Genomic DNA, 26,945 nt, shown 5'->3' on the forward strand with positions numbered 1-26,945 from the left:
CTTGCTTCTAAAGCGAACATGATGAAACACAGAAATTTTCTATATAGTTTCGGCAAAATACAGAAAATGGCGCAATGTGTGAGTGAGTCGTCATCTTGTAGGTTGATTTCTTCCCCGCCGTCTTAGCATTTTGGTTCCAGAACTGTCGGTAGCATGATGATTAAGCCGCAATGTGGGCGAGTCTCTTGCTGATGCATTTACAGAACAGCATTCATAACTCGAGAGATGGTATGTGAAACTGAGCGTTTAATCAATCAGTATTTCATACTCAAAATCAAATTATATTATTGATATTTCTAACACTTTAACGCCGCGTGTAACGGTTCATTTTTGGTGGCACAAAGTCTTGTTACTCGTCCACTTGGCTTAGATTTTCTATGGCGTTACATCGCCGCTTTCAACACACTGGTAGACCTTGGTATTTATACTTATAAATTCAGTGGTCTTTATCTTCCTGAATTCTATACCTAAAGTTCCGCTGCGATGAAGCCTTTTGTGCACTGATAATTTTTGTCATCACGATTAATTTCATGGTGCTTAGTGCTCGGTTAATCCTGCTAAGTACAGTGCCAAACGTTTTAAAGCGCTAGCTTGGCTACAAACATTACTGGCAGCAAAAGCACCGCGTGTTATGAATCGATGATGGATGTGACTGAGACGATTAATCCACTCTACTGTTCGTGTTATGAGCCCACACCGATTCAGCACTAAATACCATGTGTTGTGAATCAATCTTGATCGACGACTCCACAGATTTAGCCAATCGTACCTCACCACCAGCGAATTCCCCCACAGAACGGATACATCAAAAGCCATCAAGCGGTTTTGCTGCGTCACAAAATGACGGAGCGAGAACGCAGGCGCTAAAAAACTTCACAACCGAGCAAAGGGTTGTTTAGGAGCAAACAGCCCAATAAAACCGGATGCTTTCACCGTTTTTACGCATGGTAGAAAAAAATACAAAACAACAAAAAATTATTGTTATTCAATAATTTTTTGTTGATCCACAAATATTCCGATGTATATTAGCCCCTCAACACCAACCCTAAACTCTTACGAGGTATACAATGAAAAAGGCTTTACTGTTTCTTGCTCTTGGTTCTATTTCTGTTTTCGCTCACGCTAAAGCAACACAAAATTCCGACCAGATGCTTGCCCAAATCGATAACGTTATTGTTTACGCAGGTGAAAATGTAGACAGCTCAGAAGAGGTATATGAAACGATCAATTCAGCTAACTCTGCTGGGTTCGAAAACTGCGCGGTTTATTTACCGGAGGGGGAATTAGAGGCCAGCACGACGATCACTTTACGCCGCACTGAAGGTGGCTTTATGTTGGAGTGTGGCTCTAATTAGAGCTGACGAATAAAAATACCGACCTCTAGGGTCGGTATTTATTCATTTATTGTCTTAGATGCCTATGTTGCGGCATTTAAAGCGAGTGACTGAGCAAACTCTCGCATGTGCCTTGCGTTGTCTGCTTTTTCTGCATCACCACATGCTTTTCCGTAGTATTGAATGTTTGGCGAGGAATACACGGGCAATACTTTTTCAGCGTAGGTCATCACGGTGCCCGCTTCCCTGCACAAAGCGCCGAAAGAGTAAGGTTTTATATAATCATGGTTTTCTTGTAGCAACATACCTTTGAGCCAGTGATCGGGAGTGTCGTTGTGCCAAGCCCAAGCCAAATGACCGAGTTCATGCTCAAGTACCCCTACCTCTGCTGCAGATGACAGCACTAAAAAGCTACGGCTTAAATTCAGATCAACCGTACCAAAGGTTCCGTCGTCTGAGAACTCGTGGTCTTCAGGAAGAACCAGTGCATAGTAGCTCCCCTCTCGCTGCATGGGTTCCAACACCTCGTCGCCAACCAGCTTAACTAACTGTTTGTGCAGCTTGCTACTTTCCGCATCTTGGAAACCAGAAAGGTCGATTCTAGTGATGCCTGATAATGTTCGCTCCATTGGTACGCATGAATTTTGAAGAACAAGATTAGAGTAGCCTATCATCTTCTGAATTTTTGACTCGCTCATTGATGCGTCGGTAAAGAAGTGAACGGGAGTTTCGACTTTTTCACCCATATCACAAGGGGCAAGGGTCAGTTCTTCGCCTCTGTGTTTACCAACGAAAAAGAGTGCCACAACACCCAGCAAAGTGCCGCCAACCACGAGGTTTTTCTTCATTATATTCCTTTACTATCTTATTGCTTTGATAGCTTTACTAAGTTAGTGCTTTATCAAACCATGTTTTGATGAGGGCAACAGTGTTTCGCTAATGCCATCAGTGTCTTGATGATGCTAGTTACATGAACCCATTAAGCTAACGCTTTTTCCATAGACAAGTGCACAATGCCTGCTTCCATGAACTCTTCTCCAAATGGTGTGAATCCCAGCTTGGTATAGAAGTCGATGGCTTGCTTTTGTGAGCCAAGATACACGCGCTTGTAACCGCTCTTCTTCGCTTCATCGATGAGCGATAAAACAATCTTCGAGCCAAGCCCCTGTCCTCTAAAATCTCTCATGATCGCAATACGACCAATGTGACCGTCGCTTAAAATACGGCCTGTGCCGACAGGCTTTCCATCGACAGTCACCACGGCATGGATGGCTGAGCTGTCTAACCCATCGAACTCTATTTCAGGTGCGATAAATTGCTCGTTAATAAATACGTTCTCGCGAATAGAACGAATTGATTGTTCATTTTCACTATCAAAAGCTACATTTTTTACTTGGATCATCATTTACCTTTTGTGAACGTTAAAACTGAATGAAACACGAGAACCAAACCAAAAGCACTCGCTTGCATATGAAGCATAACTAAGGGAACGGATCAACCTATTGAAAAGCCGTGCAACATGAAAGGAGTAGTACACAAAATTGAGAAGGATAGCGACAAAACCCAACGCTGATGTGTTGAAATTCACGCGTTGGGTTTGAAGAGATAGTGGTTTATAAGCCGGGTTAAGCGTGCGATTTTAGGTACTTTTTAACTTTTTTCATCGCCATTTGACGCTTTAGTGGCGACAGGTAATCAATAAATAGGTTACCCGATAAATGGTCAATTTCATGCTGCATTACGATAGCGAGAAAGTCATCGCTTTCAATGGTAATTGGCTTCCCTTCTCGGTCGAGAGCAGAAACAACCACAGACGTAAAACGCTCGACATCCGCATAATAGTCAGGCACTGATAAGCAGCCTTCTTGGCCCAAAGCTTTGTTGGAACCACTTGAGATTACCGGGTTCACCAAGATTAACGGTTGGTCTCGGCTGTCTGAAATATCGATAACCACCACGGCCTCTTTACGACCGACCTGAGTGGATGCCAAACCGATACCATTGTCAGTGGCATAGAGTGTTTCTAACATATCGTCGATGAGTGTTTGTACCGTCGATACATCTTGCACCTCTTCCGCTTTCACTTTAAGCCTTGGGTCCGGTGCGGTAAGAATGTCTAGAACTGCCATGCTTTCCTTTGAATTTTCAATTGAATCATTACGTTGTAAAAGAGTGAACAAGATAACCCAATGTGCTTTCAGCACCAAGTATGGGCGTTCTGGCTAGTCAAAATTCTTGAAGTTTACCGGCTCCTTCAACAAGTTCACCAAAGGCAAGAACAGAGGTTCTGGCAGTTCATCTAAGTCGAACCATTGCCACTGCTTACACTGATGAGGCTCCATGACTTGAGGCTCACCACGAGAACTGGTCGCGACAACATACAAGGTGACGTAGTGCTTGCCTTCTTTTTCGAATATGTCGTTGGTAAAGCCGAGCTTCTTAAAAGCGCCGACCTCTAACCCTGTCTCTTCAAGGGTTTCTCGCTGCGCGCACTCTTCAATGCTTTCACCCAGTTCAAGGTGCCCACCAGGTGTCGCCCACGTATTCGCACCATGTGAGCCAATGCGCTCGCCAAGTAGGATGCGTCCTTCCCGGAAAATGACCGCAGCCACACCTACACGTACTTGATTATTCACTCTTTACTCCTTTGAAACACATTACTCACTACTTGGTGAGGTATACCCTGTGGTTGTCGCGATCACTTCAAAACCACGTTTGGATACAATGGGTTTACTCATATCAGAAGCATCGATGGTAAGGTATTTAACCCCTTTCGATTTGGCTTCCTCAATGCGTTTGTTCAGTAGCAAACTGTAATAGCCTTTACCTCGAAATGCTTCGAGGGTACTTCCGCCCCAAATACCTGCAAACGGGCTACTTCCATTAAATATGATCCACGCCGAGGTCACAGGCTGGTCGTCGACATACACGACATAGATAGACACCGAATCTGGCGCCTGCTGTTTAAGGCTGACTAAGTGATTGTAATGCCATTCGAAATCACCACCCCAAACTTGCTCTTGAACTTTGATTGCATCGCGAATGCCTTTGCTATCCGTTACCTCGGTGATTTTGCCTTCATCAAAGTGCTCGCAGGTGGCCTTAGACAAGTCCAACACCATGAATGATTCGTGCTCATCCTGCTCAAAACCATTCTCGAGCAATACTGCACTGATGTTCGTTGGTGTATCGGTACTGTACGTCTTCCACTCAAAACATAGGTCACGCTGCTTAAAGTACGCGAGTTGCTCTTTGACGATAGAGTCTGTGAGGCTTTCATCGAAGTCGAAAAAGGAGATATAGCTACCATGACGATCGTTAGATACGAACTTAGTCAGGTAGTTCTCTGTGACCTTCATACCATTGAATGAGTTAAAACGTTTCCGCTCGAACTCGTTGTACTCTCGCATTACATCCGTTGTATTCATAATTTTCTCTTGTAGATAGCCCTACCTCTAATCTTTACACCATACACTTCGTACGCCAACAGAACGAAAACCGATCGATTTACAATTTTTGCTACTGGTGCTGTTTGGCATTACGTCGGTTAAAAGTACCTTGGCCCCTAAGGCGATGGCATCTTCGATTCGAGATCTTAATAGAGCCGTTTGACATCCCTTTGAACGATAGCGCTCTTGTGTATACGCATTGGCAAGTATGGCGTGTTCGTTGTTGATGAAACTCGTCGCCCAAGCGCATGGTTTACCCTCTATTTTCGCAACGTAACAACGGAAAGTATCCGTGCAATAGAGCGCGCGTTTCTGCTGCCAAATCTCGTCTGAACACTCTAAACCGGATGTTTTAAGCAAAGCCAAAAACTCATCGGCATTATCTTGCGTCCATCGCTCAATCGTGACTTTACCGACATCGCTCAATGGTTCTACGCTGGATGTTTCTGCAATCAATGGTTCTGCGCTTGATTTTTCAGTACTCGGCTTTCCTACATAGCCTTCTGCGGATAACTCAAGAAACTCATGCTCAAAAGCAGGCACAAACTGATGTTTCGATAGCCATGATTTCAGGTCTGTTGTTAAAGCGTTAGGCGCAATAGAAATCTCAGGTGAGATACCATCTGCAAATAGCTTGAGGTCCGCCTCTAAGCTCGCGGAGTTGCAAACCCCATCAATGAGGATCTGGTTGTCGTACTTACGTGTTTTATCGATAAAAACAGTGAAGCCATCATCTTCAATTGAAATCATTTCACTGGCTAAATCGGTTGAAAGGGTTCGCTCGTTATTAAAATAAAAGTATGCGTTATATGCGTCTTTAACTGCTTTAACTTGCATTGTTTTCCTTAACTTAATGGAAACAAAAAGCTCTGTAGGGCCAAAACAACATACGATTAAGTGCTGCTTGTTTTGAATGGTACAGAGCCGATAGGAATACTCGATTGTTACAGGTTTACTTTTAGCGTACCTGACGAGTCCGCGACTAACTTTATTGTTCTAATCACGGCTTGCTTAGAAAGTGGACTGTATAAATGTGGGTAAAGTGCCCCAACATCTTCAGCCCCTACAGGAGGCTCATCTCTTAAGTCTTTAGCAATCGCGCTTTTGTCGATTTCTAGAAGATATGCTTGCGTCACTCCCACAAAGAAACAATCTACAATTTTTTGCAGTTGCTCTTCATAAGCAAGGTGGATAAAGCCTTCGTCCTTCAAGGAGGCGGGTTCATAGGTTTCTGCGCTTTGGTACTCTTTGTAATCACTTTCGGTCAGTAAGTGGTATAGCATTTTTATTGATCCTACTTTCTAAGACTTTGAGTCTACTTAAGCCGTCTAGCGGCCACCAAAGTACCTTCAAAGATCGAACTCAGAGTTATAGATTTTGAAGACATTGACTAAAGGTTCCTCCCAGCCGAGGGACACTCTAAGCTGATCAACAATTGGTTTCACTTGGCTCTTTGCCACGTTGATTTCAATTTTTAATAATGGATAATTTTCGACTTTGCCTTTGCTTCCAAACACAGGCGTAGATCCATCAAGCGCTCGGTGAGACCCGGTAACTGACCCAATAGCCCAACAGTGGTCATAGTTTCCAATCCTGTCGACACCGGACTCATGTAAAGTGCTAAGAACTCGCTCTTGTTGTTCAGGCGTACAGAAAATTTCAAGTTTATACATCTAATTTAAACTCCAAAATACCCTGTGTTTTGAATCACTCGGAGACCTCACGAGATGTTTTACAGCTTTCTACCACAGCAAAACTATTCTAAACACAAAGCCTAAAATTTAAGGTGTTGAGCTAGACTCTGAACCTTGTTGATAGGTTTGCGGTCATTCACCTAATAAATCCCAATCTGTTAGGTTTAACTGCTTACTTCTTATGGCGTAGAAGATTGACATAAGCAAGCCAAACAAAGCCCCGCATTGCAAGGATTTATAGGCAGCTTCTAGCATAGATATCCCAACCTCATTCCACTCAAAAAACCATTCAAAACCCCACCATATAGGAGCGACATAGGCCAAACAAAACACAAAATTTGAGAAGAAACCTTGATAATAAGGTGGTCGTATGCGAAATCCGAGTTTACGCAACAACCTATCAATTGGGGGGTTATAGTTCGACTTCCAAACACCTTTGTCACTTAACTCTTTTAGAGCAAGTTGTATTTTCGTTTCGTAATCCATGAGCTAACTCCTAAAGCTCTGCCTTTTATGCAGAGAAACCTAAAGACAACTGGGTTACAGAGAAATGTAAACCTAAGCGCACGCCGCACGTTACCCGCCTGATTACACGGTTTATTATTAATCTCTTACATCGCCCATATGCTTAACAATACGCGCATACAGTAAGATGTTTATACTCATAGATATCGCAACATCAACGCCTGTGGTAGCAATATCGCCATCATCAGATATCACTGAAAAGTAATAGAAAAATAACAGAATATAGAGAGGCAACATAAAAATGAGAAACCTCAAACCCACAACAAAGCTGATACCAAAATAGCGACCTAAGAAGTCTCGCCCATTTTCTGCACCATTGGCTCTATAAGCAAAATAGGTCCCTAGAAGTACGATTGCGCTGAAACTGATTGATTCGATAACCTCCCAAGTATTTGAAAAGCCATTCGCGTACCCATACATCGCGAGCGTACCCAACGCGATATATATAAATACATACCGAAAACGATCTTTCTCCGATAACTTATCGGCTTTGATGTCTGCCTTTAAGCCTTTGATGTTCAAAAAATACATACCTAACCCTTTTACTGATAACGGTTCCGATACCGAACATTGACGCTGTTTATAATTAAAATGGTTCGCCTACTAATACAAGCAGTGATTCAATTGACAATTAAGTCATTTAATAACAATACTTTAGCAAGAGATTCGCATCATACATGACGAGAAACAGAAGTATTCCTAATAACTCCAATCAAATGCAGAAATCGTATGAATATGTGTATTACTTATCATTTTATCCATATACATCCTTGCCCAGACGGGATAGTTGATTTTAGGTTTGTATGTGACGCGATGATGGATAAACGACGTGAGGTTCTATAGATAAAAACTAGCGTTGCCGTGGCGAGTGGAAAAACGCCGACAAAGTTGTCGGCGTTTGGTGATCGATCTGGCTAGTCTTAAAAACAATGAATGAACTCACTCCAAGCTCTTCGGTTTTTCTCCGAGGTGTTGAGTGAACCTTAACAAATAACCATCCGGATCTTGGAGAAGAAGCTCACGCTCTCCAGACAACTTTTCACCAATGTCATACCAAGTTTCTTTCAGCTCACGAAACAGAGGCACTTTGTGGGCTTGGAGACGTTTTACTAGAGGTTCTAAGTCACTTAATTCAATCTGAAAGTTCACACCTCGCCCCAAGGGAGCCTCAAGCTCGCCAGTGCTCCATCCTTCATCACTGATTTGCTCTAACATCATGTGCACATGCTCTTGTTCGAGATACACAAAATCAGGACTTTCACGCTTGATGCGAATAGAAAAACCAAGTACATCAACATAGAAGGCAAGTGAGCGCTCAAAGTTGCTAACAGATAGTTCAGGAACCATCGGATTCCAATAGTTTTCCATACGTACTTCCTTGTTTTAAGGCTCTTGTTGACTGAGTTTTTTCAGAAAGTCTTGCTTAACTTCTGGCCACTCTGAGTCAATAATTGAATACACTACCGTATTTCTTATCGAGCCATCCTTTAAGATCTGATGATTACGCAAGATACCGTCGAGGTTTGCTCCAAGTCCTTCAATCGCTTTTCGAGAGACGGTATTCCCAATATGAGTGCGAAACTCGACAGCAATTGCTTCATAGTGCTCAAACAATTGCCGTAGCAAAAGGTATTTACACTCTTTATTTATCAATGTTCCCCTAGCCGAATTTGAATACCAGGTATAACCAATTAACGCTCGTCTGTTTGGCCTATCAACGCCATAGTAACGGGTAGTCCCTACGACTTGATTGGTGGCTTTCACTCGCACCGCATAAGCTATATTACCGAGTACCATTTGAGCGATAGCATCAACAACGTATTGCTCCATTTTTTCTGGACTCGGGACATTAGCGAACCATAGCTTCCAATGCTCTCCGTCTTTCACGGCCTCGATTAGTTCAGGTACATGCCCTAGATTCAATGGCTCCAGAACAACATTGTCTCCTTCAATCCGGCTTTGCTCTATCCACATAACGCTCAATTCTCCTTTAATCATTAACACTGTGTGAGAGGTGATTTATTGCTTTTTGTGCTTTGCCCTACTCCTTAGGGAACGAAAACAGTACTTAATTTGAAACCTAATCAGAGGCTGATTGATAGACGTTGTTTTCGATCAACGCTCCGAAAAACTCAAAAGTAAGAGAGCCTATTCGACTAAAACCTAAATGCTCATAAAAGCCATTGGATTCATTGTTAACCCACGTGTACAACCAATATTGGCGACCAAACTGGTCCTCCATGCTTTTTAACAGCTTTTTGCCTACACCTTTGCCTTTAAAAAGATTATCTACATAGAGCTTTTCAACTTCAAAACCACTTTCAGGCGTTTGATAATTCGATTCGAGATTAACCATTACATAACCATGTAGAATCTCATTCTCTTCACTAACCAAAACGCGGTATTTAGTGTTATTCAGTATTTCCAGGAAATAGTCTGCCGTGAACGTAGACAGTACATAGTCTGCATATTCGGTTTTTATTCCTTCTTGAGCGTATGTATCTAGCCAGACTCTAATAGACAGTAGCGCTAATTTTGCACAGTCGTCTTTTGTCGCTTCCCTAACCATGCCCCCTCCATGACTCACGATTTGATAAAGAGTGATTATGAGAATTTTCCCTAACACGCCCTACTAAACACTCCAACCATTGCTTAGCTAAGCCACTCTTTAATATGATAATTTTACTAAAAGCACACATCATACAGGATAAAAATCAGGAGCGTTTCCGATTACCCCAAACCAAACTCGTAAATAATGTGAATGTGTGTGTCGCTTATCAATTATCCACACACGTCTTTATCTCTGTATCAATAGCTAGTTCTAAGTTTCATGAAGCGTAAAAGCAGGTGAACGACGTGAGGCTCGATAGATAAAAACTAGCGTTGCCGTGAAGAATGTAAAAACGCCGACAAAATTGTCGGCGTTTGGTTGTTTATCTAGCTAAATTACTACTATTTATAAAACTAGTATTTTCTACGATTAATAGTGAAGGTAACTTTTGCGTCTCCGGTTACAACATTGAAATAATCAAGTTTTCCGGTACAAATCGCACGATCTCGGTAACTTCTGCTCTCATTCTCTGCGATTACTTTTTGAGGCAACATAGTGCCTGTTCGCGGGTCGATTAAAGCAACAAAGCGGAAATGACAGCGAGGTGCGTCATAGACTGAACTATCACTATACTGATATTCAAAATCAACCAAGCGCACTACATTGGGGTAATTGCTAGAGACATTAAAACGGTCACTTGATTTAGCGATAATGGTATCTTGAGGGTTTGGTGAGTATCTAGATGTTTGATAATCTTTACTGGTTAATTCTACATCATAGATTCTAGATTCATTCTTAACCTCAACAGCAATATTAGCGAATGCAGAAGAACTTAAAAGTAAGGCTGAAGCAGCAAGTGCTCTTTTGAACATGGATTTGTCCTTAATATAATTAATTTTAATAATGACTTTTTAATTAATAATAAGTCGTAGATAAATACCTATTTTTACGTCACACAGGGGGAATCTTCGCTAGAATTTATTTCTAACTTAATTAAGTGTTCATATAGATAGGTAGCTAAGGCATGACGGAAAACTTAGGCTCTCTGATATAAGAGCCCAAATATATCCGTCTCACCAAATTTAAATTTGATATTATTTTGTTGGATGATAGCTTTAAGAAATTTAGTTAATACAGAAAGTCCACCCCTCCGTTATTATTTTTAAATTTGGGTTTTAGACCCTATCAAAACCTAATTATTTCGGCTATTTACCACCCTTGTTATGCCTCATTTCCTAGTGACATTTCAGCAGCATCAACATTCGTAATGTAAACTCTAAAGTAGACAATAGAGCCAAATATCAATAAAACAGGGGACAAGATTGATGTGAGTATCCCTGTCGCTACTTCTAACACCGGATAAACCTCTCCGATATAACCAATCACGAAATTAGGGATAAAATTAAGGCACCCCAACAACAAAGATATTTTAATCAACTTCATAGTGATACCTTTGGTATCTCGCCAACTTTTTTCCAACGCAAACAGTGGAGATTTATTATTTAGTACAGCTTCGAACTCTACGAAACTGTATCGCGCAGCTAGATACAACCCCGGGATAATCAGTGCAATCGTTCCAACTAAAACAATTAAAGAATAAATAATATAAACGATCATTAATCTGGACCAAACTCTCCAAGATACGGAGCGTTCAATATCAAACCCATTAGTAGACGAAGCCATAAAATTGATAAAAATAGCGATTAGATAAGTGTAAATAGAAGAATATACACATAGATACACCGCGTAGACCCAGAGGTTTTCTGATACATAAAATGAATGTTCAAGCCATACGCCTAAACATGACATCGTGATGATGAAACCGCCGAAAATTTTAAATATGCTTTTAAAATTTGAGCAAGTGAAATGTAAGCATTCAGATAGAAGAGTTCTCATAAACTGGTCTTTATTTAATGTAATTTGAACAGGATTCATCACCCAATAAGCATTGGGTACTTCCGAGGCACTTCGTAAAGCAATCCCACCACCGATTAAATTGACAAATAAGTCATTTAATAACAGTACCTTACGAAGACCCTGGCATCATACACCAGGAATAAATAGAAATATTGTATATATTTACACACGAATAAAGAAACGAAATGAATATGTGTGTCGCTTGTCATTTTTTATATGACTCTGCAGCCTAACCGAGGTATTCGTTCAAATTATTCATTTAGCACGATGATTGGTAAATATGATCAAGAATGTTCGTCAGAAAATAAAAACGCCGACATTATTGTCGGCGTTTTACTCTGGACCTATTTCGATAAGTATCTACTTAGCCAATGTACTCAAAAACTCGGCTTCAAACTCTTCATCAGCCTCTCGGATTAGACATCCCACCAGCCAATCGATGCTTTGATGTTCGAGCTTACTGTTCACTACGAATGCTTGCTTTACACCAAACTGATCCAACTTGGCAGAGCCGTAGTTCTTGAACGATTTATTACCGTGGTAATGGAGTGATTTAATCGCTTCAGTGTTTGGCTCTGGTAAGGCATCGAGGGTATTGGCAAGCTGAATCACCAACTCCATTGGATTCTTCGATGAAGAAATACGATACAGAAAACCGCCCTCCACTCTTTGGCGAACCCAGTAATCAAACCCACTACAATCCATCACCTTGTCACTGACCAAGGCGGCTTCACTGCGATAGCCATACGGCTCTACCACAACAGGTGTGTGTTTAAATTCTGGTTGGCCTGAAGCTGCATCGGTATGAGGCAAGATCAGGTCACACGGCTTGCTGTCTTTTGCGGTTGGCGCATTCCAGTGAATAGGCATAAACACCTGTTCACGGCGCATCTCTTTGGTCACCACTAAGCGAGCTTGGCATTCACCTTGTGCGCTGCGCACTTTCACTACAGGGTTAATAGTGGCGTGGTTGAAAGCATCTAAGCCAAATTCATCTAAGCCAAGCTCGGCAACCGTATCTGGGTGCATGGCGACAAAGGGTTCTGGTGTGTGTTCACCTAAACCTGCGGCTAAGCCAGTTCGGCTCATGGTGTGCCATTGGTCTCGGATTCGACCTGTGTTCATAATAAGTGGGAATTCGACACTGGTATCGGCAATCGGCTTGTCGTGCTCAACCGCTACAAACTGCGCTTTGCCAGATTCAGTAAAGAACTCGCCATCGGTGAACATGCGCTGCTCGATGATCTCTGGTTGATATTCAAGTACTGGCCATTGCTGCGGAGTCAGTTCACCATAGCCTTTCTCATCTAACTGAGTAAGTCCGATTAAGCATAGATCGCGAGCTTTACCTGTCTCATTACCTAGGGCTGTCATCTCGCAATACTCTTTGAAGATCTCGCCTTCGTGGCGGTAATCAAACTGCTCTTTGAATCCCATTTTTTGCGCGACTTCTTTTAAGATCCACCAATCAGGTTTCGCTTCTCCAGGGCTTGGTAATACGCGGCGTTGGCGTGAGATTCGACGCTCAGAGTTGGTTACGGTGCCCGACTTTTCACTCCACCCTTGCGCGGGTAGCACTACATCGGCCAAGCGAGTGGTTTCCGTATCGGCAATGCAGTCCGACACCACCACAAACGGGCATTTCTCCAAAGCGGTTTTGATTTTTTCGCTATCTGGCAGGCTCACAACAGGGTTAGTCGCCATGATCCACACCGCTTTTATCTTGCCTTCATTCATGGCATCAAATAGGTCGATGGCTTTTAAGCCTGCGCGAGTAGCCAAGCTGTCGGTTTGCCAAAACTCGCTAACGGTTTGATGTGATTGTGGATCACCAAATTCAAAATGCGCGGCTAAAGTATTGGCTAGGCCGCCCACTTCACGCCCACCCATCGCATTCGGTTGGCCTGTTACCGAGAATGGGCCCATGCCCGGCTTACCGATTTTGCCGGTCGCTAAATGACAGTTAATAATCGCGTTTACCTTGTCACACCCTTGTGTGGATTGATTAACGCCTTGGGAATAGATGGTGAGCACTTTCTCTTTAGATGCGAACAACTGATAGAACTGTTCGAGTTGTTGCTCGCTAAGCCCAGTCAGTTCAGGAACGCTTTTGTTGCCCCAACCTGATTCGGTATAGCGATAATCTGTGGCTGTTCGAATCGCTTCCGTAAAACCTTGGGTATGATTTTCAATGTAATCAGAGTCAAGTTGGTCGTGATCATCTAAGTAAGCCAACAAACCATTGAATAGAGCGACATCAGAACCAGATTCCAATGCCAAGTGTATATCGGCAATCTCACAGCTGTCGGTGTAGCGCGGGTCAATGACGATCACTTTCATGTATGGGTTAGCTTGCTTGGCTGCTCTTAAGCGTTGAAACAGTACAGGGTGACACCAAGCGAGGTTTGATCCAGTGATGACGACCACTTCGGCTTGCTCTAGATCTTCATAACAAACAGGAACGGTATCAGTACCGAACGCACGTTTATGCCCAACCACGCTAGATGCCATACAAAGGCGAGAGTTACTGTCGATGTTAGCGCTACCAATAAACCCCTTCATCAGCTTGTTAGCTACATAGTAATCTTCAGTCAGTAGTTGGCCTGATACATAAAAGGCGACAGAGTCCGGGCCATGCTGTTCTATCGCTTGTTTGAACTTGTCTGCCACCAGCTGAGATGCGCTACTCCAAGGTAGAAGTTGTTGTCCGCTTGCGACTCTTTGCATCGGCTGAGTTAAACGGCCAATTGGTGTTACGGTGTCTCCCAGTGCTGCGCCCTTTGTACACAACTTGCCATAATTCGATGGGTGGTCTTTATCGCCACGCACTTCCAGTTTCCCCGAAGCAGTTGGCCTTACTTCAATGCCACAACCTACGCCACAGTAAGCACACGTTGATTTGATCCAATCCTTGTTTGAACTCATCACTCTTCCCTCGTGCAATGTTCTTTTTATTGTTTCCACCGTGCTAACAGAGCGCCTCTTACTAACCACTCTTCGCGATGAAAATTTCTCTTTTTTAATAAAGCAATTTACGCACCACTATTCACCCCTTTCCCAATCAAGAAAAATAACCATTAATTACAAAAACTTAAAATCAAATCACTTACAGGAAATAATGTTAATCAAATGCCATCGAGAAAATATTGAGATTTTTGCACCATGTTGATCAATTTTGCACCACAAAGGCTCATTTTCATAAATATTCTCTTTCTTAAATCTACCACTTTAGGGGTAATTGGTCCGTTTGTCATTTAATTAAACCAATGATTTAAAATGTTATTTTTATTTTCCTCGATATCTATTTTTATCTGGCACCCTACTTGCTGTCCTATTTACCAACAACTCAAAATTTACAGTTTTCAGTTCATTGGAAGAACAGCACATTATCCACCAGAGAGTGGGCAGTTTTAGAAACGCTAGGAAGCCATCAAAAAAGGAATTTACTATGAGCAAACAAAAGATTGTCGTCGTTGGTAATGGCATGGTTGGCCACAAATTTATCGACAACATCATTCAAGCTGATTCAGACCAATATGAAGTTATTACCTTCAGTGAGGAATCGCGCCTTGCCTACGACCGTGTTCAACTTACGGCCTACTTCAACGGTAAGACAGCCGACGATTTGGCTTTAACGAGTGAAGCTTATTACCAAGAAAATGGCGTTAAATACCTAATCAATGCCAAAGTCACTGAGCTCGATACCGAAAACAAAGCAGTCGTGACTGACAGTGGACACCGTGAAAGCTATGACAAACTGATTCTCGCAACAGGTTCATTCCCGTTCGTCCCCCCAATTCCGGGGAACGACCAAGAACACTGTCATGTGTACCGTACGATTGAGGATCTCGATGCGATTGAGTCATCTGGTAAACAGAGCAAATCGGGCGTGGTGATCGGTGGTGGCCTACTGGGTTTAGAAGCGGCAAACGCGGTTAAAAACCTTGGATTAGAAACCCATGTCGTAGAATTTGCGCCTCGATTAATGGCAGTTCAACTCGATGACGGCGGCGGTGCCCTGCTGAGACGTAAAATTGAAGATTTGGGCGTACAGGTTCACACCGAGAAAGCGACCTCTGAAATTGTGGCGGGTGAAAATGCTCGCTACCGCATGAACTTTGCCGATGGCACACATCTTGAAACCGATATGATCGTGTTCTCTGCAGGTATTCGCCCTCAAGATGCTCTGGCTCGTAGCTCTGACATCGCGATAGGTGAACGTGGCGGTATCGTGATTGATGATTACTGCCAAACCAACATTGATGATGTGTACGCGATTGGTGAATGTGCGCTGTGGGATAACAAGATCTTTGGCTTAGTGGCTCCGGGCTACTCAATGGCGAAAATCGCAGCTAGCCATATCCTTTCCAATGGCGAAGATGAGAGCAGCTTTACGGGTGCCGATATGAGCACCAAGCTTAAATTGCTAGGCGTAGACGTAGCCAGTATTGGTGAAGTGCATGGCAAAACCGAAGGCGCACAGTCTTACACCTACAACGATGAAATTGAACAAGTTTATAAGCGCTTAATTGTTTCTGCTGATGGCAAGAAGATCGTCGGTGCTGTGTTAGTGGGCGACGCAGACGCGTATGGTTCACTGCTGCAAATCAAGCAAAACGATATGCCTTTGCCAGAGAACCCATCGGTACTGATTCTACCAAACCTTGCTGACGACTCAGGCAGCGCAATGGGTGTCGAAGCGCTACCAGACAGCGCCGTGATTTGTTCATGTTTCGATGTGACCAAAGGCGATATCAAAGACGCAGTGTCAGCAGGTTGCACCACCATGTCGGCATTGAAAGAGACAACCAACGCATCGACGGGTTGTGGTGGCTGTTCTGCCCTTGCTAAACAAGTATTAGATAGCGAATTGAGCAACCTGGGTGTCGAAGTTTCTAACGACATCTGTGAGCACTTTGCTTACTCGCGCCAAGAACTGACCGACATTATTCGCGTCAACAAAATCAAAACCTTCGATGAGCTGCTTGAATCTCATGGTCAAGGCTTAGGCTGTACCGTTTGTAAGCCGGCGGTGGGTTCTATTCTCGCCTCTTACTGGAACGACTACATCCTGAAAGATGAGCACATCGAACTGCAAGATACCAACGACATCTACCTTGGCAACATGCAAAAAGACGGCACCTACTCTGTGGTTCCACGTATTGCCGGCGGTGAAATCACACCAGACAAACTGATCGTACTGGGTGAAGTGGCAAAAGAATACGACCTTTACACCAAAATCACAGGCGGGCAACGTGTCGACCTATTTGGTGCACAACTCAATGAACTGCCTGCCATCTGGAAAAAACTGATTGATGCAGGCTTTGAAACTGGACACGCCTACGGTAAATCGGTTCGTACAGTGAAGTCCTGTGTGGGTAGCACTTGGTGTCGCTACGGCGTCAACGACAGTGTTGGCCTCGCGATTAAGCTAGAGAACCGCTACAAGGGCCTACGCTCACCACACAAGATCAAATTCGCAGTATCTGGCTGTACTCGTGAATGTGCCGAAGCGCAGTCTAAAGACATTGGTGTTATTGCGACAGATAAAGGTTGGAACCTATACGTCTGTGGTAATGGCGGCATGCGCCCTCGTCATGCTGACTTATTCGCGACCGACCTCGATGAGAAAACTCTTATTCAATACATCGACCGCGTGTTGATGTTCTACACACGTACTGCTGACCGCCTACAACGCACTTCGGTTTGGATGGAGAACTTAGAAGGTGGGTTAGATTACCTCAAAGAGGTGGTGATTGAAGACAAACTCAATGTCGCCGCTGAACTTGAAGCCGACATAGCGCTCAACATAGAAAACTACCAGTGTGAATGGAAAACCACCATCGAAAACCCAGTCAAGATGAAGCGCTTCCAGCACTACATCAATAGCGATGAAATGGACTCTAGCCTGTCATTTATCAAAGAACGTGAGCAGCGCTTCCCGAAGCCTTCGGTCAACACAGACCAAGAAGCGGAACGTAATCAGGCATTAAGCAACACTCAACAAATTGAAATTACGGAAGTCTCGTAACCGGTTTGGTCGTTAGCAGATCCTTCGTTCTCGGCAATTCACTGCTAGCGGCCTTCTTTACGACCTTCTTTTTTACGACCTTTTTTAGGACACGGAACAAAATCAAAGCCTCAACAAATTGACAAGGAGACTGTCATGGAAAACTGGACCACTGTTTGCTCGCAAGAGGAACTGTCACCCAATGCGGGTGTGTGCGCCAAAGTAGCTGATCATCAAGTCGCCATCTTTTACTGCAAACGCAGTGACAAGCTTTACGGCCTTTCGAATTTCGACCCAGTAGGCAAAGCCAACGTTATGTCACGCGGCATTATTGGATCGTTAAGTGGAGAACCCTATGTGGCATCACCACTCTACAAGCAGCATTACCACCTAGAGACAGGTGCCTGTTTAGAAGAACCTGAACATGCCCTAACCCGTTTTGAAGTACGTAGGCAAGGTAACCAGATTCAAGTTCTGGCGCCAGAAGCCTTAGCTAGTTAGCTCTTAGCCTTAACTAACGAAAAGCTTTCAACTAACCAAAAGTTAGCTACCTAAAAGGTTGTACTTTCAAATTCACCCATTAACATGCCTTAGCCGCCTATAATTAACAGTCTAGGCAAGCTATGGAGTTGGCATGTGGACGGCTAGATAAATCTAGACACTTTCCATATTTAAAGGATTTAAAACATGGATAACTCAAAATTTTCGCTGTTTTCGTTTACCGGTAAGATGAAGGTCTTACACCTCAGCTGGATCGCCTTTTTCATCACCTTTGTGGTTTGGTTTAACTTCGCACCACTACTGCAGATGGTAAAAAACAGCCTAGGGCTAACTACTGAAGAGATCAAAACCCTTCTAATCCTAAACGTTGCCTTAACCATTCCAGCGCGTGTCGCGATTGGTATGCTTACCGACCGTTACGGTCCAAGGCTCGTCTACTCTTCGCTACTCGCGATCTGTTCCATTCCGTGTTTCATGTTCGCACTGGCTGACTCTTTCATTCAAGCCGCCATTGCTCGTTTCCTACTTGGCTTTATCGGTGCTGGCTTCGTAGTTGGTATTCGCTTGGTATCTGAATGGTTCCCACATAACGAACTGGGTACAGCAGAAGGTATCTACGGCGGTTGGGGTAACTTTGGTTCAGCAGCGGCAGCATTCACTCTTCCTACTCTAGCATTAGTATTTGGTGGCGAAGATGGCTGGCGTTATGCGGTTGGTATCACCGGTGTAATGAGCTTACTGTTCTCTGTTGTGTTCTACAAAAACGTATCCGACACACCAAAAGGTTCTACCTACTTCAAACCAGCTCAAGTAACCGCAATGGAAGTGACGTCTAAGGGTGACTTTTTCTTTCTACTCTTCATGAAGATCCCTATGTACGCGGCACTGGCTCTACTGGCTTGGAAACTGTCTCCATCAGGTATTGGCATGTTGTCTGACACAGCGGTGTACGGTGTGTATGCAGTACTTGCTGCGCTGTACTTGTATGAAGTCACTCAAGTTTGGAAAGTGAATAAGAATGTCTTCAAAGAAGAAGTGCCAGAGATTCACCAGTACAAGTTTAAGCAAGTTGCGGTATTAAATGTTCTGTACTTCGCGACTTTTGGTTCTGAGCTAGCAGTGGTTTCTATGCTGCCACTGTTCTTCTCTGAAACCTTCGAACTAACGCCTGTTCTGGCTGGTATGGTGGCTTCGGCTTATGCCTTCATGAACTTGATGTCTCGCCCTGGTGGCGGTTGGATTTCAGACAAATTTGGTCGTAAACCAACCCTACTTATTCTAACGGCAGGTTTGGCTGTAGGTTACTTCGCTATGGGCCAAGTAGACAGCACATGGCCAGTATGGCTAGCGGTGGTTGCGGCAATGGCATGTTCTTTCTTCGTACAAGCGGGTGAAGGTGCAGTATTTGCGACAGTACCGCTTATCAAACGCCGTATGACAGGCCAAATTGCAGGTATGACCGGTGCTTACGGTAACGTGGGTGCGGTGGTTTACCTAACGGTGCTTTCATTCGTGAGCTACCAAACCTTCTTCCTAGTGATTGCTGCAACGGCGGTTCTTGGCTTTGTTACTCTGATGTTCATGGAAGAGCCCAACGGTCAGATCGCTGAAGTGAACGACGATGGTAGCGTAACCTTAATCAAGGTCAGTTAACCACTCATTGAATCGGGAGGAGTAACCGGGCTGCGACACTTGGTTACTTCGTTCAAAGGCTCTCGCTTTACTGAGAGCTTTTGTTCTTTCTCAGATGTGCTCTCAAGCAAATGAGAAAACGGCCAGTTAAGAAGAAGACCAGTTATGACGATTTCATTCAGCCAAGGGCAAGTCATTAAGCCAGAAACCAATAACCAACTGACTTTGAAGTTTGGTGGTTATTCGAATAAAGGCGTACGTGACGAAAACCAAGACGCCATCATTGTAAAACATCCGAAGACTCGTGCAGAACAAGAACTAAAAGGCAGTGTTGCCTGCATAGCCGACGGAGCCAGTTGCAGTGAACACGGTCAGAAAGCCAGTCACACAAGTGTGATACAGTTTATTGACGACTATTACGCGACCCCACAAAGCTGGAGCATTCAGCGTTCGGCGCAAAAAGTTCTAACTTCGCTTAATTCTTGGCTCTTCAACACCTCTGTTTCTAATATTCATTCCGCACAACAAGTTAACCACAATGCCTTAGTTTCGACTTTCAGCAGCGTGATATTGAAATCGAACACCGCTCATCTATTCCATGTGGGTGACAGCCGCATTTACTTGCTAAGAGATGGAGAATTACGCCAACTGACCCGTGACCACACTCGTAAGAACATGGGACAGAAGCATTACTTAACCAGAGCATTAGGCATGGATAATCAGCTCAATGTTGACTACCAAACCTTACCCATCAAGAAGAATGACCGCTTTATCCTAACCTCGGATGGTGTGCATGAGTTCGTTTCCCCTAACACATTTAAAGAACACATCGACAAACCCGGTGCAGATTTCGAATACGCAGCTCAAACCATCTGTAACACAGCACTAAGCCACAATAGCGCAGACAACGTGAGCTGCCTGATTGTCGAAGTTACTCACTTACCTACGCCGTCATTAATCGAATTTCACGAAAAGCTCTCTAAGCGCGCTATTCCACCAGCGTTAAAGCTTGGTCAAAGTATCGATAACTTTATGGTACTTGAGGTGTTGTATGCGGGCACTCGAAGTCATGTGTATCGTGTGATGCAGAAAGAGACACAAACCGAATTCGTCCTAAAGGTGCCTTCGGTTCAATACCATGACGATCCAGCACAGTTAAGGGCTTTCTTTAACGAGCAATGGGCTGGCATCTTGTTGAATAACAAGAAAGTAATGAAGGTTTACCCAACGCCAGAACACTCTCAATTTCTGTATCAAATTTGCGAATTGGTTGAAGGCGTCACGCTAAGGCAATGGATGTACGACAACCCTAAACCCTCGCTCGAGAAAGTGCGTGAGATACTCGAAAAAATCACACAAGGGATTCGTGTCTTGCAACGAGCCGACATGGTACACAGAGACTTGAAGCCTGAAAACATCATGGTTCAACGTAATGGCGACATCAAGATCATCGACCTTGGTGCGGTATTAGTCAGAGGAATAGAAGAGGGAGAACAAACAGACAAAGACCCAACTCCACTCGGCGCAGTGAATTACACCGCACCAGAGAGCATTAAGTACAACACAGCTACGACAAGCTCGGATTTGTTCTCTATCGCGGTGATCGGTTATGAAATGCTAACGGGTGAATTGCCCTACTCTGAAATGAGCGCGCAATCTCTCAAGCAATCACGCCATCACCAATGGGAATACCAACCGCTGACACAAAAGCGAACGGATTTACCGGCTTGGATTGATTTGGTTTTACAAAAGGCGTGTGCAGAATCACCGACCGAGCGATATCCGATTTTGGGCGATTTTGTGGCAGACCTTTACACACCCAACCAAAACCTGATGAAACACAAAGCCAAGCAACCATTGATAAACCGCCATCCCATTCAGTTTTGGAAGCTGTTGGCCCTACTTTTAGGCTTAGTAGCATTGGTGGAATTTGGTTTGTTGATTCAATAAAAAAGCCTCAGTACCTTAAAAGTCACAGAGGCTCTCTTAAACTTGAGTCGTCGGCGCGTTAAGTACGTTTCACTAAGCTTCTCGGCACCAATTCAATGCCCGACTGGTAACGTTTTGCTGAAGCGTTCAATGCCAAAGCAAACGCGCTGTCTGCAATGACCTCAAATTGCTGCGGCAGTGAGTGAACCTTAAAGGGTAAGAAATCCAATAATCGGTTATCACCAAAAGTCGCCAACTTTACTTGATTGATCAGCTCTGGCTTTTCAACCATCACATCAAGCACACCTTCTAACAAGGTGTAAGACATAGTGACAATCGCATCAGGGACGGTACCTTTAGCAATCCACTCTTCAAACACTTCTCGACCGGATTCACGATCAAAGTGCTCACCATAACCCACAACCATCGGCTTTTTTTCTGTTAGCCCTGTTTGTTGTGTATGAGCCTTATTCGCCGCTTCAAAACCCAACTGGCGTTCGCGTGAAATGTTCAGATCAGGCAGTGCGCCGATTAAACCAACACTGTGAATGTTGTCATCTAGAATTGAATGAGTCAGTTCAAAGGCGGCTTCAAAATCTTCACTGATCACGCAGGCAAAATGTTCATCGTCTAACGGACGGTCAATCGCAATCACAGGCGTGCCCGAGTTTTGCAACTTCAAGTAAAACTCATTGGCGTCTGGCATAGAGCTCGCCACCAGCAAGGCATCAATACGACGACTTACCAGCGCTTCCGCTACTTTACGTTCGGTTTCAGCGTCATCATCAGAGCAACCAATCAGGATTTGATAGCCCACTTTACGTGAGTTCTGCTCTATCAGTTTTGCTAAGCGCGCGTAACTGCTGTTTTCCAGGTCAGGAATAATCAAACCAAATGAACGGCTATTACCAGCACGCAGCGACGAAGCAGCATGGTCTGGACGGTAGTTATACTCGTCTACCACCGCCATTACTTTCTGCTGAGTCTTCTCACTGATTCTGTATTTTTGCGCCTTACCGTTAATCACGTAACTGGCCGTGGTTTTCGACACACCGGCTAGTTTGGCAATCTCATCTAGTGTCATATGGGTGACCTGTATTTTGTGCGTAGGATCATATTACCAATCTTCTGATCCTTGGATTAGTTGAATTATATGCTGAATCGATTCAGTATAAAAGCTGAAAGGATTCAGCAAAATCTTAAAAGTGACTTCAATCATCCTTTTGAATGGATTGAGCGTCATTTGTCGTGATTCAACTTCTCGTTATGAACGAAACTGAAATTACGACACGCAGCAAAACTATTTTGGTTAACAGAATTGGCTTTGCTGAATTTTTTTACACTGAATGCTGAATCGATTCAGCCAAGATAAAACAAAGAGCAAGCGACGAGAAAATATTGCTCTAGACTGAATCGTAGCGATACACAAATTCTCAAGCGATACGCTAAAGAGGCACCATGCTTAAATTATCAAAATCTGACATCACTCTTGGTCAAACGGCCGATGACAAATTCAAAGCGATCCAGAACATTGCTGGCGACCTAACCACGAAAGGCTTAGTGGACTCTGGCTACGTTGAAGGAATGCTGAACCGTGAAAACCAGAACTCTACGTTCCTAGGCAACGGCATCGCGATTCCTCACGGCACCACTGACACGCGTAGCCTAGTAAAAGAGACAGGCGTTGCAGTACATCACTTCCCTGAGGGTATTGATTGGGCAGACGGCAACCGTGTTTACGTAGCAATTGGTATTGCAGCGAAATCTGACGAGCACCTAGGCATCCTTAAGCAGCTAACGAAAGTGCTAGCGGCAGACGGCGTTGAAGAGAAATTAAAGCAAGCGAAATCAGAAGACGAAATCATCGCCCTGCTAAACGGCGAAGTTCAGCTAGAAGCCGACCTAGACGCTTCTCTAGTTCAACTATTGTTCCCAGCAAGCGACATGGTTCAAATGTCGGCGGTAGCTGGCGGTCTACTGAAGAACACAGGTTGTACAGACAACGCATTCGTTGCTGACCTAGTAACAAAAACACCGACTCACCTAGGTCAAGGCGTTTGGTTACTAGGTAGCGATAAAGGCGTAACGCGCACTGGCGTATCTTTTGTTTCTACAGCGAACGATTGTGAGTTCGAGGGCACACCAGTGAAAGCTCTTGTGGCATTCGCGGCTTGCAACAGCGCGCACCAATCTATTCTGGCAAACCTAAGCAAAATGGTTTTCGAAGGTAAACAGCAACAACTGTTATCTGCTGACGTTGCACAAGTAATTGGCTTTCTTAAAGGTGAAGCGGTTTCTACAGCCTCTGAAGGTGATGACAATTGCGCAGTATTCAAGATTAAAAACGCACACGGACTACACGCTCGTCCGGGCGCTATGCTGGTTGCTGAAGCGAAGAAGTTCGAATCAACAATCCGCGTTTCAAACCTAGATGGCGACGGAAAAGAAGTGAACGCGAAGAGCTTGATGAAAGTGATCGCACTTGGCGTTAAACACGGCCACCAACTTCAGTTTGTTGCTGAAGGTGACGATGCAGCACAAGCACTTGAATCGATTGGCAAAGCTATCGCTTCAGGCCTTGGCGAAGGTTAAGGAATCGATATGTCTGATAAACAAATCAAAGCCGTTACTGTAACGCTAAACCCTGCTCTAGACCTGACTGGTGCTATCGACGCACTGAATGTTGGCTCGGTTAGCCTAGTCAATCAAGGTTCTCTGCACGCAGCAGGCAAAGGCGTAAACGTAGCAAAAGTACTTTCTGAGCTTGGCGCTAAAGTGACCGTAACAGGTTTCCTTGGTCGCAATAACGAAGAGGCCTTCTGCCAACTGTTCGAACAAATGAGCGCAACAGACCGTTTCATCCGTGTTGATGGCGCAACTCGCATCAACGTGAAACTGGTAGAGAACTCTGGCCAAGTAAGCGACATCAACTTCCCTGGTGTTCCTGTTAATGCTGACGCGATTAAAGCGTTTGAAGAAACCTTGCTAGAACTGGCTGAAACACACGATTATTTCGTGATTGCGGGCAGCTTGCCACAAGGCGTATCACCAGAGCTGTGCGCTTCTTGGGTACAACGCTTACGTGACCTAGGCAAAAAGGTTCTTTTCGACAGCAGCCGTGATGCACTTAAAGCTGGTATCAATGCACAGCCTTGGTTGATAAAGCCGAACGATGAAGAGCTGTCTCAGCTATTCAATGCTGAACTGACAACGCGTGACCAATGCCAACACGCAGGCCAAGCCCTGAGTGAAAAAGGCATCGACAACATCGTGGTATCTCTAGGAGCTGAAGGCGTTATGTGGCTGAACCAAGGTGAATGGTTACACGCTCAGCCACCACGCATGCAAGTAGTGAGCACCGTAGGCGCAGGCGACACCTTAGTTGCTGGTCTATGTTGGGGTCACATGCAGCAAATGCCAAAACCAGAACTTATCAAATTCGCAACCGCCCTATCTGCTCTAGCCGTTTCGCAGGTAGGTGTGGGTGTAACCAGCCAACAAGAGCTGGATTCAGTACTACAAAATATCCAATTACAGGTGCTTGGTACTCCAACTAACCAGTTAGACACAAGCAAATAGGACAAAAGGTTTATTATGAATATTACCATTATCACAGCTTGCCCAAGTGGCGTAGCAAACAGCATCATCGCAGCAGGCTTGTTAGAGCAAGCAACAAAAGCACTAGGTTGGAACGCCGCTATTGAGTGCCAATCAAGCGTGCTGCCTGAATCTCCAGTATCACAAGACGCTATCGACAGCTGCGACGTTGTGTTTATTGCAGCGAACACAAACGTTGATAAAACACGTTTCGTGGGCAAAAAAGTTTACCAAGCAGCTATCTCTGAGTGCACTTCAGATGCAAAAGCATTTCTAGAGAAAGCGGTAGCAGAAGCAACAGTATTAGACGCTTCTCAAGTTGAAAGCACTGCTGAAGTGACGGGTACTTCAGTAAACTCTTCTACAACAGCCAGCACAGGCAGCAAAAAGATCGTTGCGATTACCGCTTGTCCAACAGGTGTTGCACATACCTTCATGGCAGCGGAAGCGCTTGAAGCAGAAGGTAAACGCCTAGGTCACCAAATCAAAGTGGAAACTCGCGGCTCTGTAGGTGCGAAAAACCAACTAACAGACCAAGAAATCGCAGACGCTGACCTAGTTATCATCGCAGCCGACATCGACGTTCCACTGGATCGTTTCAATGGTAAGCCTCTTTACAAAACAACAACTAGCCCAGCTCTTAAGAAAACTAAGCAAGAAGTTGAGAAAGCGTTCGCTGAAGCTAAGCCATACCAACACACAGCCTCTTCTTCACAAGCAGCACCTGCTGATGAGAAAAAAGGCGTGTACAAGCACCTAATGACAGGTGTATCTCACATGCTTCCTGTGGTTGTTGCGGGTGGTTTAATCATCGCACTGTCTTTCGTATTCGGCATCGAAGCGTTTAAAGAAGAAGGCACACTGGCAGCTGCACTGATGACTATCGGTGGTGGTTCTGCATTCGCACTGATGATTCCTGTTCTTGCTGGTTTCATTGCATTCTCGATTGCTGACCGTCCTGGTCTGGCTCCTGGTCTAATCGGCGGTATGCTGGCTAGTTCAACAGGCGCAGGCTTCCTAGGTGGTATCGCGGCGGGTTTTATTGCGGGTTACTCTGCGAAGTTCATTGCCGACAAAGTTCAACTTCCACAATCTATGGAAGCGCTTAAACCAATCCTGATCATTCCGTTTATCGCGAGTTTGTTCACTGGCCTTGTGATGGTATACATCGTAGGTGGTCCTGTTTCTGGCGTAATGAGCGCAATGACAGACTTCCTAAACAACATGGGTACGTCTAACGCGATTCTTCTAGGTGTGATTCTAGGTGCAATGATGTGTTTCGACCTTGGTGGCCCAGTAAACAAAGCCGCTTACACATTCGGTGTTGGTCTATTGGCTTCGCAAACTTACGCACCAATGGCAGCTATCATGGCAGCAGGTATGGTTCCTGCTCTAGGTATGGGCCTTGCGACTTTCCTAGTGAAAGACAAGTTTGAAGCAGGCGAACGTGAAGCAGGTAAAGCATCATTCGTTCTTGGCCTATGTTTCATCTCTGAAGGTGCGATTCCATTCGCAGCGAAAGACCCAATGCGTGTTATCCCGGCATGTATGGCAGGTGGTGCACTAACTGGTGCTCTATCAATGATGTTTGGTGCACAGCTGATGGCTCCACACGGCGGTCTATTCGTACTACTGATTCCTGGCGCTATCTCTCCAGTACTTATGTACCTAGTAGCGATTGCAGCAGGTACGCTAGTAACTGGCTTTGGCTACGCAGCACTTAAAAAGATGAGCGGCTCTAAAGTAACGGCAGAGGCTTAATCCCCCTACTCTGTTAAGCTCCTTCTATAAAGCGGCTTATCATTA

At 44.4% G+C, this 26,945-nt stretch carries 25 protein-coding genes; 8 read left to right on the plus strand and 17 right to left on the minus strand.

Annotated elements, in window-relative coordinates:
• Positions 1-1,067: 1,067 nt before the first annotated feature.
• Positions 1,068-1,355 (plus strand): hypothetical protein, encoded by a 288-nt coding sequence (locus tag OCV52_RS17885; protein WP_061031124.1) that lies wholly within the window; start codon positions 1,068-1,070, stop codon positions 1,353-1,355.
• Positions 1,356-1,417: 62 nt separating this feature from the next.
• On the opposite strand, the gene OCV52_RS17890 is transcribed toward OCV52_RS17885, so the two are convergent.
• The 16 genes from OCV52_RS17890 to OCV52_RS17965 form a co-directional block, all read right to left on the minus strand.
• Positions 1,418-2,182: a hypothetical protein gene (locus OCV52_RS17890; protein WP_102423934.1), complete on the minus strand. Its 765-nt coding sequence runs from the start codon at positions 2,180-2,182 to the stop codon at positions 1,418-1,420.
• 131 nt (positions 2,183-2,313) lie between these two features.
• Positions 2,314-2,736 (minus strand): GNAT family N-acetyltransferase, encoded by a 423-nt coding sequence (locus OCV52_RS17895; RefSeq protein ID WP_102423933.1) that lies wholly within the window; start codon positions 2,734-2,736, stop codon positions 2,314-2,316.
• A gap of 223 nt (positions 2,737-2,959) precedes the next feature.
• Entirely contained in the window at positions 2,960-3,463 is a 504-nt protein-coding gene (def, locus tag OCV52_RS17900) for a peptide deformylase (RefSeq protein WP_137408784.1), read from the minus strand.
• A gap of 93 nt (positions 3,464-3,556) precedes the next feature.
• Positions 3,557-3,970 carry a nucleotide triphosphate diphosphatase NUDT15 gene (locus OCV52_RS17905; RefSeq protein ID WP_102442411.1) on the minus strand — a complete coding sequence of 138 codons (414 nt, stop codon included), beginning with the start codon at positions 3,968-3,970 and terminating at the stop codon, positions 3,557-3,559.
• 21 nt (positions 3,971-3,991) lie between these two features.
• Entirely contained in the window at positions 3,992-4,762 is a 771-nt protein-coding gene (locus tag OCV52_RS17910; protein ID WP_137408785.1) for a GNAT family N-acetyltransferase, read from the minus strand.
• Positions 4,763-4,789: 27 nt separating this feature from the next.
• A complete protein-coding gene (locus OCV52_RS17915) occupies positions 4,790-5,620 on the minus strand; it encodes a GNAT family N-acetyltransferase (RefSeq protein WP_137408786.1) in 831 nt (276 codons plus the stop codon).
• A 107-nt stretch (positions 5,621-5,727) separates the two neighbouring features.
• The gene (locus OCV52_RS17920) at positions 5,728-6,066 is read right to left on the minus strand and encodes a DUF952 domain-containing protein (RefSeq protein ID WP_137408787.1); all 339 of its coding nucleotides are present in this window, start codon (positions 6,064-6,066) and stop codon (positions 5,728-5,730) included.
• 66 nt (positions 6,067-6,132) lie between these two features.
• The gene (locus OCV52_RS17925; protein ID WP_102265907.1) at positions 6,133-6,456 is read right to left on the minus strand and encodes a hypothetical protein; all 324 of its coding nucleotides are present in this window, start codon (positions 6,454-6,456) and stop codon (positions 6,133-6,135) included.
• Between the two features lie 153 nt (positions 6,457-6,609).
• A complete protein-coding gene (locus OCV52_RS17930) occupies positions 6,610-6,963 on the minus strand; it encodes a DUF6404 family protein (protein ID WP_137408788.1) in 354 nt (117 codons plus the stop codon).
• A gap of 117 nt (positions 6,964-7,080) precedes the next feature.
• Positions 7,081-7,533, minus strand: coding sequence for a hypothetical protein (locus tag OCV52_RS17935; RefSeq protein ID WP_137408789.1), 453 nt, complete (start codon positions 7,531-7,533; stop codon positions 7,081-7,083).
• 408 nt (positions 7,534-7,941) lie between these two features.
• Positions 7,942-8,370 carry a bleomycin resistance protein gene (locus OCV52_RS17940; RefSeq protein ID WP_137408790.1) on the minus strand — a complete coding sequence of 143 codons (429 nt, stop codon included), beginning with the start codon at positions 8,368-8,370 and terminating at the stop codon, positions 7,942-7,944.
• Between the two features lie 15 nt (positions 8,371-8,385).
• Positions 8,386-8,976, minus strand: a complete 591-nt coding sequence (locus tag OCV52_RS17945) for a GNAT family N-acetyltransferase (protein ID WP_137408791.1) — start codon at positions 8,974-8,976, stop codon at positions 8,386-8,388.
• Positions 8,977-9,082: 106 nt separating this feature from the next.
• A complete protein-coding gene (locus tag OCV52_RS17950) occupies positions 9,083-9,571 on the minus strand; it encodes a GNAT family N-acetyltransferase (RefSeq protein WP_137408792.1) in 489 nt (162 codons plus the stop codon).
• 395 nt (positions 9,572-9,966) lie between these two features.
• Complete coding sequence (locus tag OCV52_RS17955; RefSeq protein ID WP_004739380.1) at positions 9,967-10,425, minus strand: hypothetical protein; 459 nt, start codon at positions 10,423-10,425, stop codon at positions 9,967-9,969.
• Between the two features lie 349 nt (positions 10,426-10,774).
• Positions 10,775-11,449 (minus strand): hypothetical protein, encoded by a 675-nt coding sequence (locus OCV52_RS17960; RefSeq protein ID WP_137408793.1) that lies wholly within the window; start codon positions 11,447-11,449, stop codon positions 10,775-10,777.
• Between the two features lie 381 nt (positions 11,450-11,830).
• Positions 11,831-14,395, minus strand: coding sequence for a molybdopterin oxidoreductase family protein (locus tag OCV52_RS17965; protein ID WP_390903406.1), 2,565 nt, complete (start codon positions 14,393-14,395; stop codon positions 11,831-11,833).
• 523 nt (positions 14,396-14,918) lie between these two features.
• Between OCV52_RS17965 and nirB the strand changes: the two genes are divergently transcribed.
• The 4 genes from nirB to OCV52_RS17985 all read left to right on the plus strand — a co-directional run bounded on the left by nirB (position 14,919) and on the right by OCV52_RS17985 (position 21,563).
• Positions 14,919-17,501 carry a nitrite reductase large subunit NirB gene (gene nirB, locus OCV52_RS17970; protein ID WP_137408795.1) on the plus strand — a complete coding sequence of 861 codons (2,583 nt, stop codon included), beginning with the start codon at positions 14,919-14,921 and terminating at the stop codon, positions 17,499-17,501.
• A gap of 135 nt (positions 17,502-17,636) precedes the next feature.
• The gene (nirD, locus tag OCV52_RS17975) at positions 17,637-17,981 is read left to right on the plus strand and encodes a nitrite reductase small subunit NirD (protein ID WP_061031137.1); all 345 of its coding nucleotides are present in this window, start codon (positions 17,637-17,639) and stop codon (positions 17,979-17,981) included.
• A 186-nt stretch (positions 17,982-18,167) separates the two neighbouring features.
• Positions 18,168-19,634 (plus strand): NarK family nitrate/nitrite MFS transporter, encoded by a 1,467-nt coding sequence (locus OCV52_RS17980; RefSeq protein ID WP_137408796.1) that lies wholly within the window; start codon positions 18,168-18,170, stop codon positions 19,632-19,634.
• A 144-nt stretch (positions 19,635-19,778) separates the two neighbouring features.
• Positions 19,779-21,563, plus strand: a complete 1,785-nt coding sequence (locus tag OCV52_RS17985) for a bifunctional protein-serine/threonine kinase/phosphatase (protein WP_137408797.1) — start codon at positions 19,779-19,781, stop codon at positions 21,561-21,563.
• A 58-nt stretch (positions 21,564-21,621) separates the two neighbouring features.
• On the opposite strand, the gene cra is transcribed toward OCV52_RS17985, so the two are convergent.
• Positions 21,622-22,626, minus strand: a complete 1,005-nt coding sequence (gene cra / locus OCV52_RS17990; RefSeq protein ID WP_137408798.1) for a catabolite repressor/activator — start codon at positions 22,624-22,626, stop codon at positions 21,622-21,624.
• Positions 22,627-23,000: 374 nt separating this feature from the next.
• Between cra and fruB the strand changes: the two genes are divergently transcribed.
• Genes fruB through fruA form a run of 3 tightly spaced genes read left to right on the plus strand, consistent with a single transcriptional unit; the run spans position 23,001 to position 26,900 of the window.
• A complete protein-coding gene (gene fruB / locus OCV52_RS17995) occupies positions 23,001-24,134 on the plus strand; it encodes a fused PTS fructose transporter subunit IIA/HPr protein (protein ID WP_137408799.1) in 1,134 nt (377 codons plus the stop codon).
• A gap of 9 nt (positions 24,135-24,143) precedes the next feature.
• Positions 24,144-25,121, plus strand: coding sequence for a 1-phosphofructokinase (gene pfkB / locus OCV52_RS18000; protein WP_137408800.1), 978 nt, complete (start codon positions 24,144-24,146; stop codon positions 25,119-25,121).
• A gap of 15 nt (positions 25,122-25,136) precedes the next feature.
• Positions 25,137-26,900 carry a PTS fructose transporter subunit IIBC gene (gene fruA, locus OCV52_RS18005; RefSeq protein WP_137408801.1) on the plus strand — a complete coding sequence of 588 codons (1,764 nt, stop codon included), beginning with the start codon at positions 25,137-25,139 and terminating at the stop codon, positions 26,898-26,900.
• Positions 26,901-26,945: the final 45 nt, after the last annotated feature.

Source organism: Vibrio chagasii (genome assembly GCF_024347355.1).
GTDB lineage: Bacteria > Pseudomonadota > Gammaproteobacteria > Enterobacterales > Vibrionaceae > Vibrio > Vibrio chagasii.

Coding starts and splice junctions, on each gene's coding strand:
- OCV52_RS17960 (WP_137408793.1), bottom strand. CDS start 11,449: ATGAGAACTCTTCTATCTGAATGCTTACATTTCACTTGCTCAAATTTT.
- OCV52_RS17985 (WP_137408797.1), top strand. CDS start 19,779: ATGACGATTTCATTCAGCCAAGGGCAAGTCATTAAGCCAGAAACCAAT.
- nirB (WP_137408795.1), top strand. CDS start 14,919: ATGAGCAAACAAAAGATTGTCGTCGTTGGTAATGGCATGGTTGGCCAC.
- OCV52_RS17935 (WP_137408789.1), bottom strand. CDS start 7,533: ATGTATTTTTTGAACATCAAAGGCTTAAAGGCAGACATCAAAGCCGAT.
- OCV52_RS17925 (WP_102265907.1), bottom strand. CDS start 6,456: ATGTATAAACTTGAAATTTTCTGTACGCCTGAACAACAAGAGCGAGTT.
- OCV52_RS17920 (WP_137408787.1), bottom strand. CDS start 6,066: ATGCTATACCACTTACTGACCGAAAGTGATTACAAAGAGTACCAAAGC.
- OCV52_RS17945 (WP_137408791.1), bottom strand. CDS start 8,976: ATGTGGATAGAGCAAAGCCGGATTGAAGGAGACAATGTTGTTCTGGAG.
- fruB (WP_137408799.1), top strand. CDS start 23,001: ATGCTTAAATTATCAAAATCTGACATCACTCTTGGTCAAACGGCCGAT.
- OCV52_RS17915 (WP_137408786.1), bottom strand. CDS start 5,620: ATGCAAGTTAAAGCAGTTAAAGACGCATATAACGCATACTTTTATTTT.
- cra (WP_137408798.1), bottom strand. CDS start 22,626: ATGACACTAGATGAGATTGCCAAACTAGCCGGTGTGTCGAAAACCACG.
- pfkB (WP_137408800.1), top strand. CDS start 24,144: ATGTCTGATAAACAAATCAAAGCCGTTACTGTAACGCTAAACCCTGCT.
- OCV52_RS17940 (WP_137408790.1), bottom strand. CDS start 8,370: ATGGAAAACTATTGGAATCCGATGGTTCCTGAACTATCTGTTAGCAAC.
- OCV52_RS17910 (WP_137408785.1), bottom strand. CDS start 4,762: ATGAATACAACGGATGTAATGCGAGAGTACAACGAGTTCGAGCGGAAA.
- OCV52_RS17930 (WP_137408788.1), bottom strand. CDS start 6,963: ATGGATTACGAAACGAAAATACAACTTGCTCTAAAAGAGTTAAGTGAC.
- fruA (WP_137408801.1), top strand. CDS start 25,137: ATGAATATTACCATTATCACAGCTTGCCCAAGTGGCGTAGCAAACAGC.
- OCV52_RS17885 (WP_061031124.1), top strand. CDS start 1,068: ATGAAAAAGGCTTTACTGTTTCTTGCTCTTGGTTCTATTTCTGTTTTC.
- nirD (WP_061031137.1), top strand. CDS start 17,637: ATGGAAAACTGGACCACTGTTTGCTCGCAAGAGGAACTGTCACCCAAT.
- OCV52_RS17890 (WP_102423934.1), bottom strand. CDS start 2,182: ATGAAGAAAAACCTCGTGGTTGGCGGCACTTTGCTGGGTGTTGTGGCA.
- OCV52_RS17965 (WP_390903406.1), bottom strand. CDS start 14,395: ATGAGTTCAAACAAGGATTGGATCAAATCAACGTGTGCTTACTGTGGC.
- OCV52_RS17895 (WP_102423933.1), bottom strand. CDS start 2,736: ATGATCCAAGTAAAAAATGTAGCTTTTGATAGTGAAAATGAACAATCA.
- OCV52_RS17955 (WP_004739380.1), bottom strand. CDS start 10,425: ATGTTCAAAAGAGCACTTGCTGCTTCAGCCTTACTTTTAAGTTCTTCT.
- OCV52_RS17980 (WP_137408796.1), top strand. CDS start 18,168: ATGGATAACTCAAAATTTTCGCTGTTTTCGTTTACCGGTAAGATGAAG.
- OCV52_RS17950 (WP_137408792.1), bottom strand. CDS start 9,571: ATGGTTAGGGAAGCGACAAAAGACGACTGTGCAAAATTAGCGCTACTG.
- def (WP_137408784.1), bottom strand. CDS start 3,463: ATGGCAGTTCTAGACATTCTTACCGCACCGGACCCAAGGCTTAAAGTG.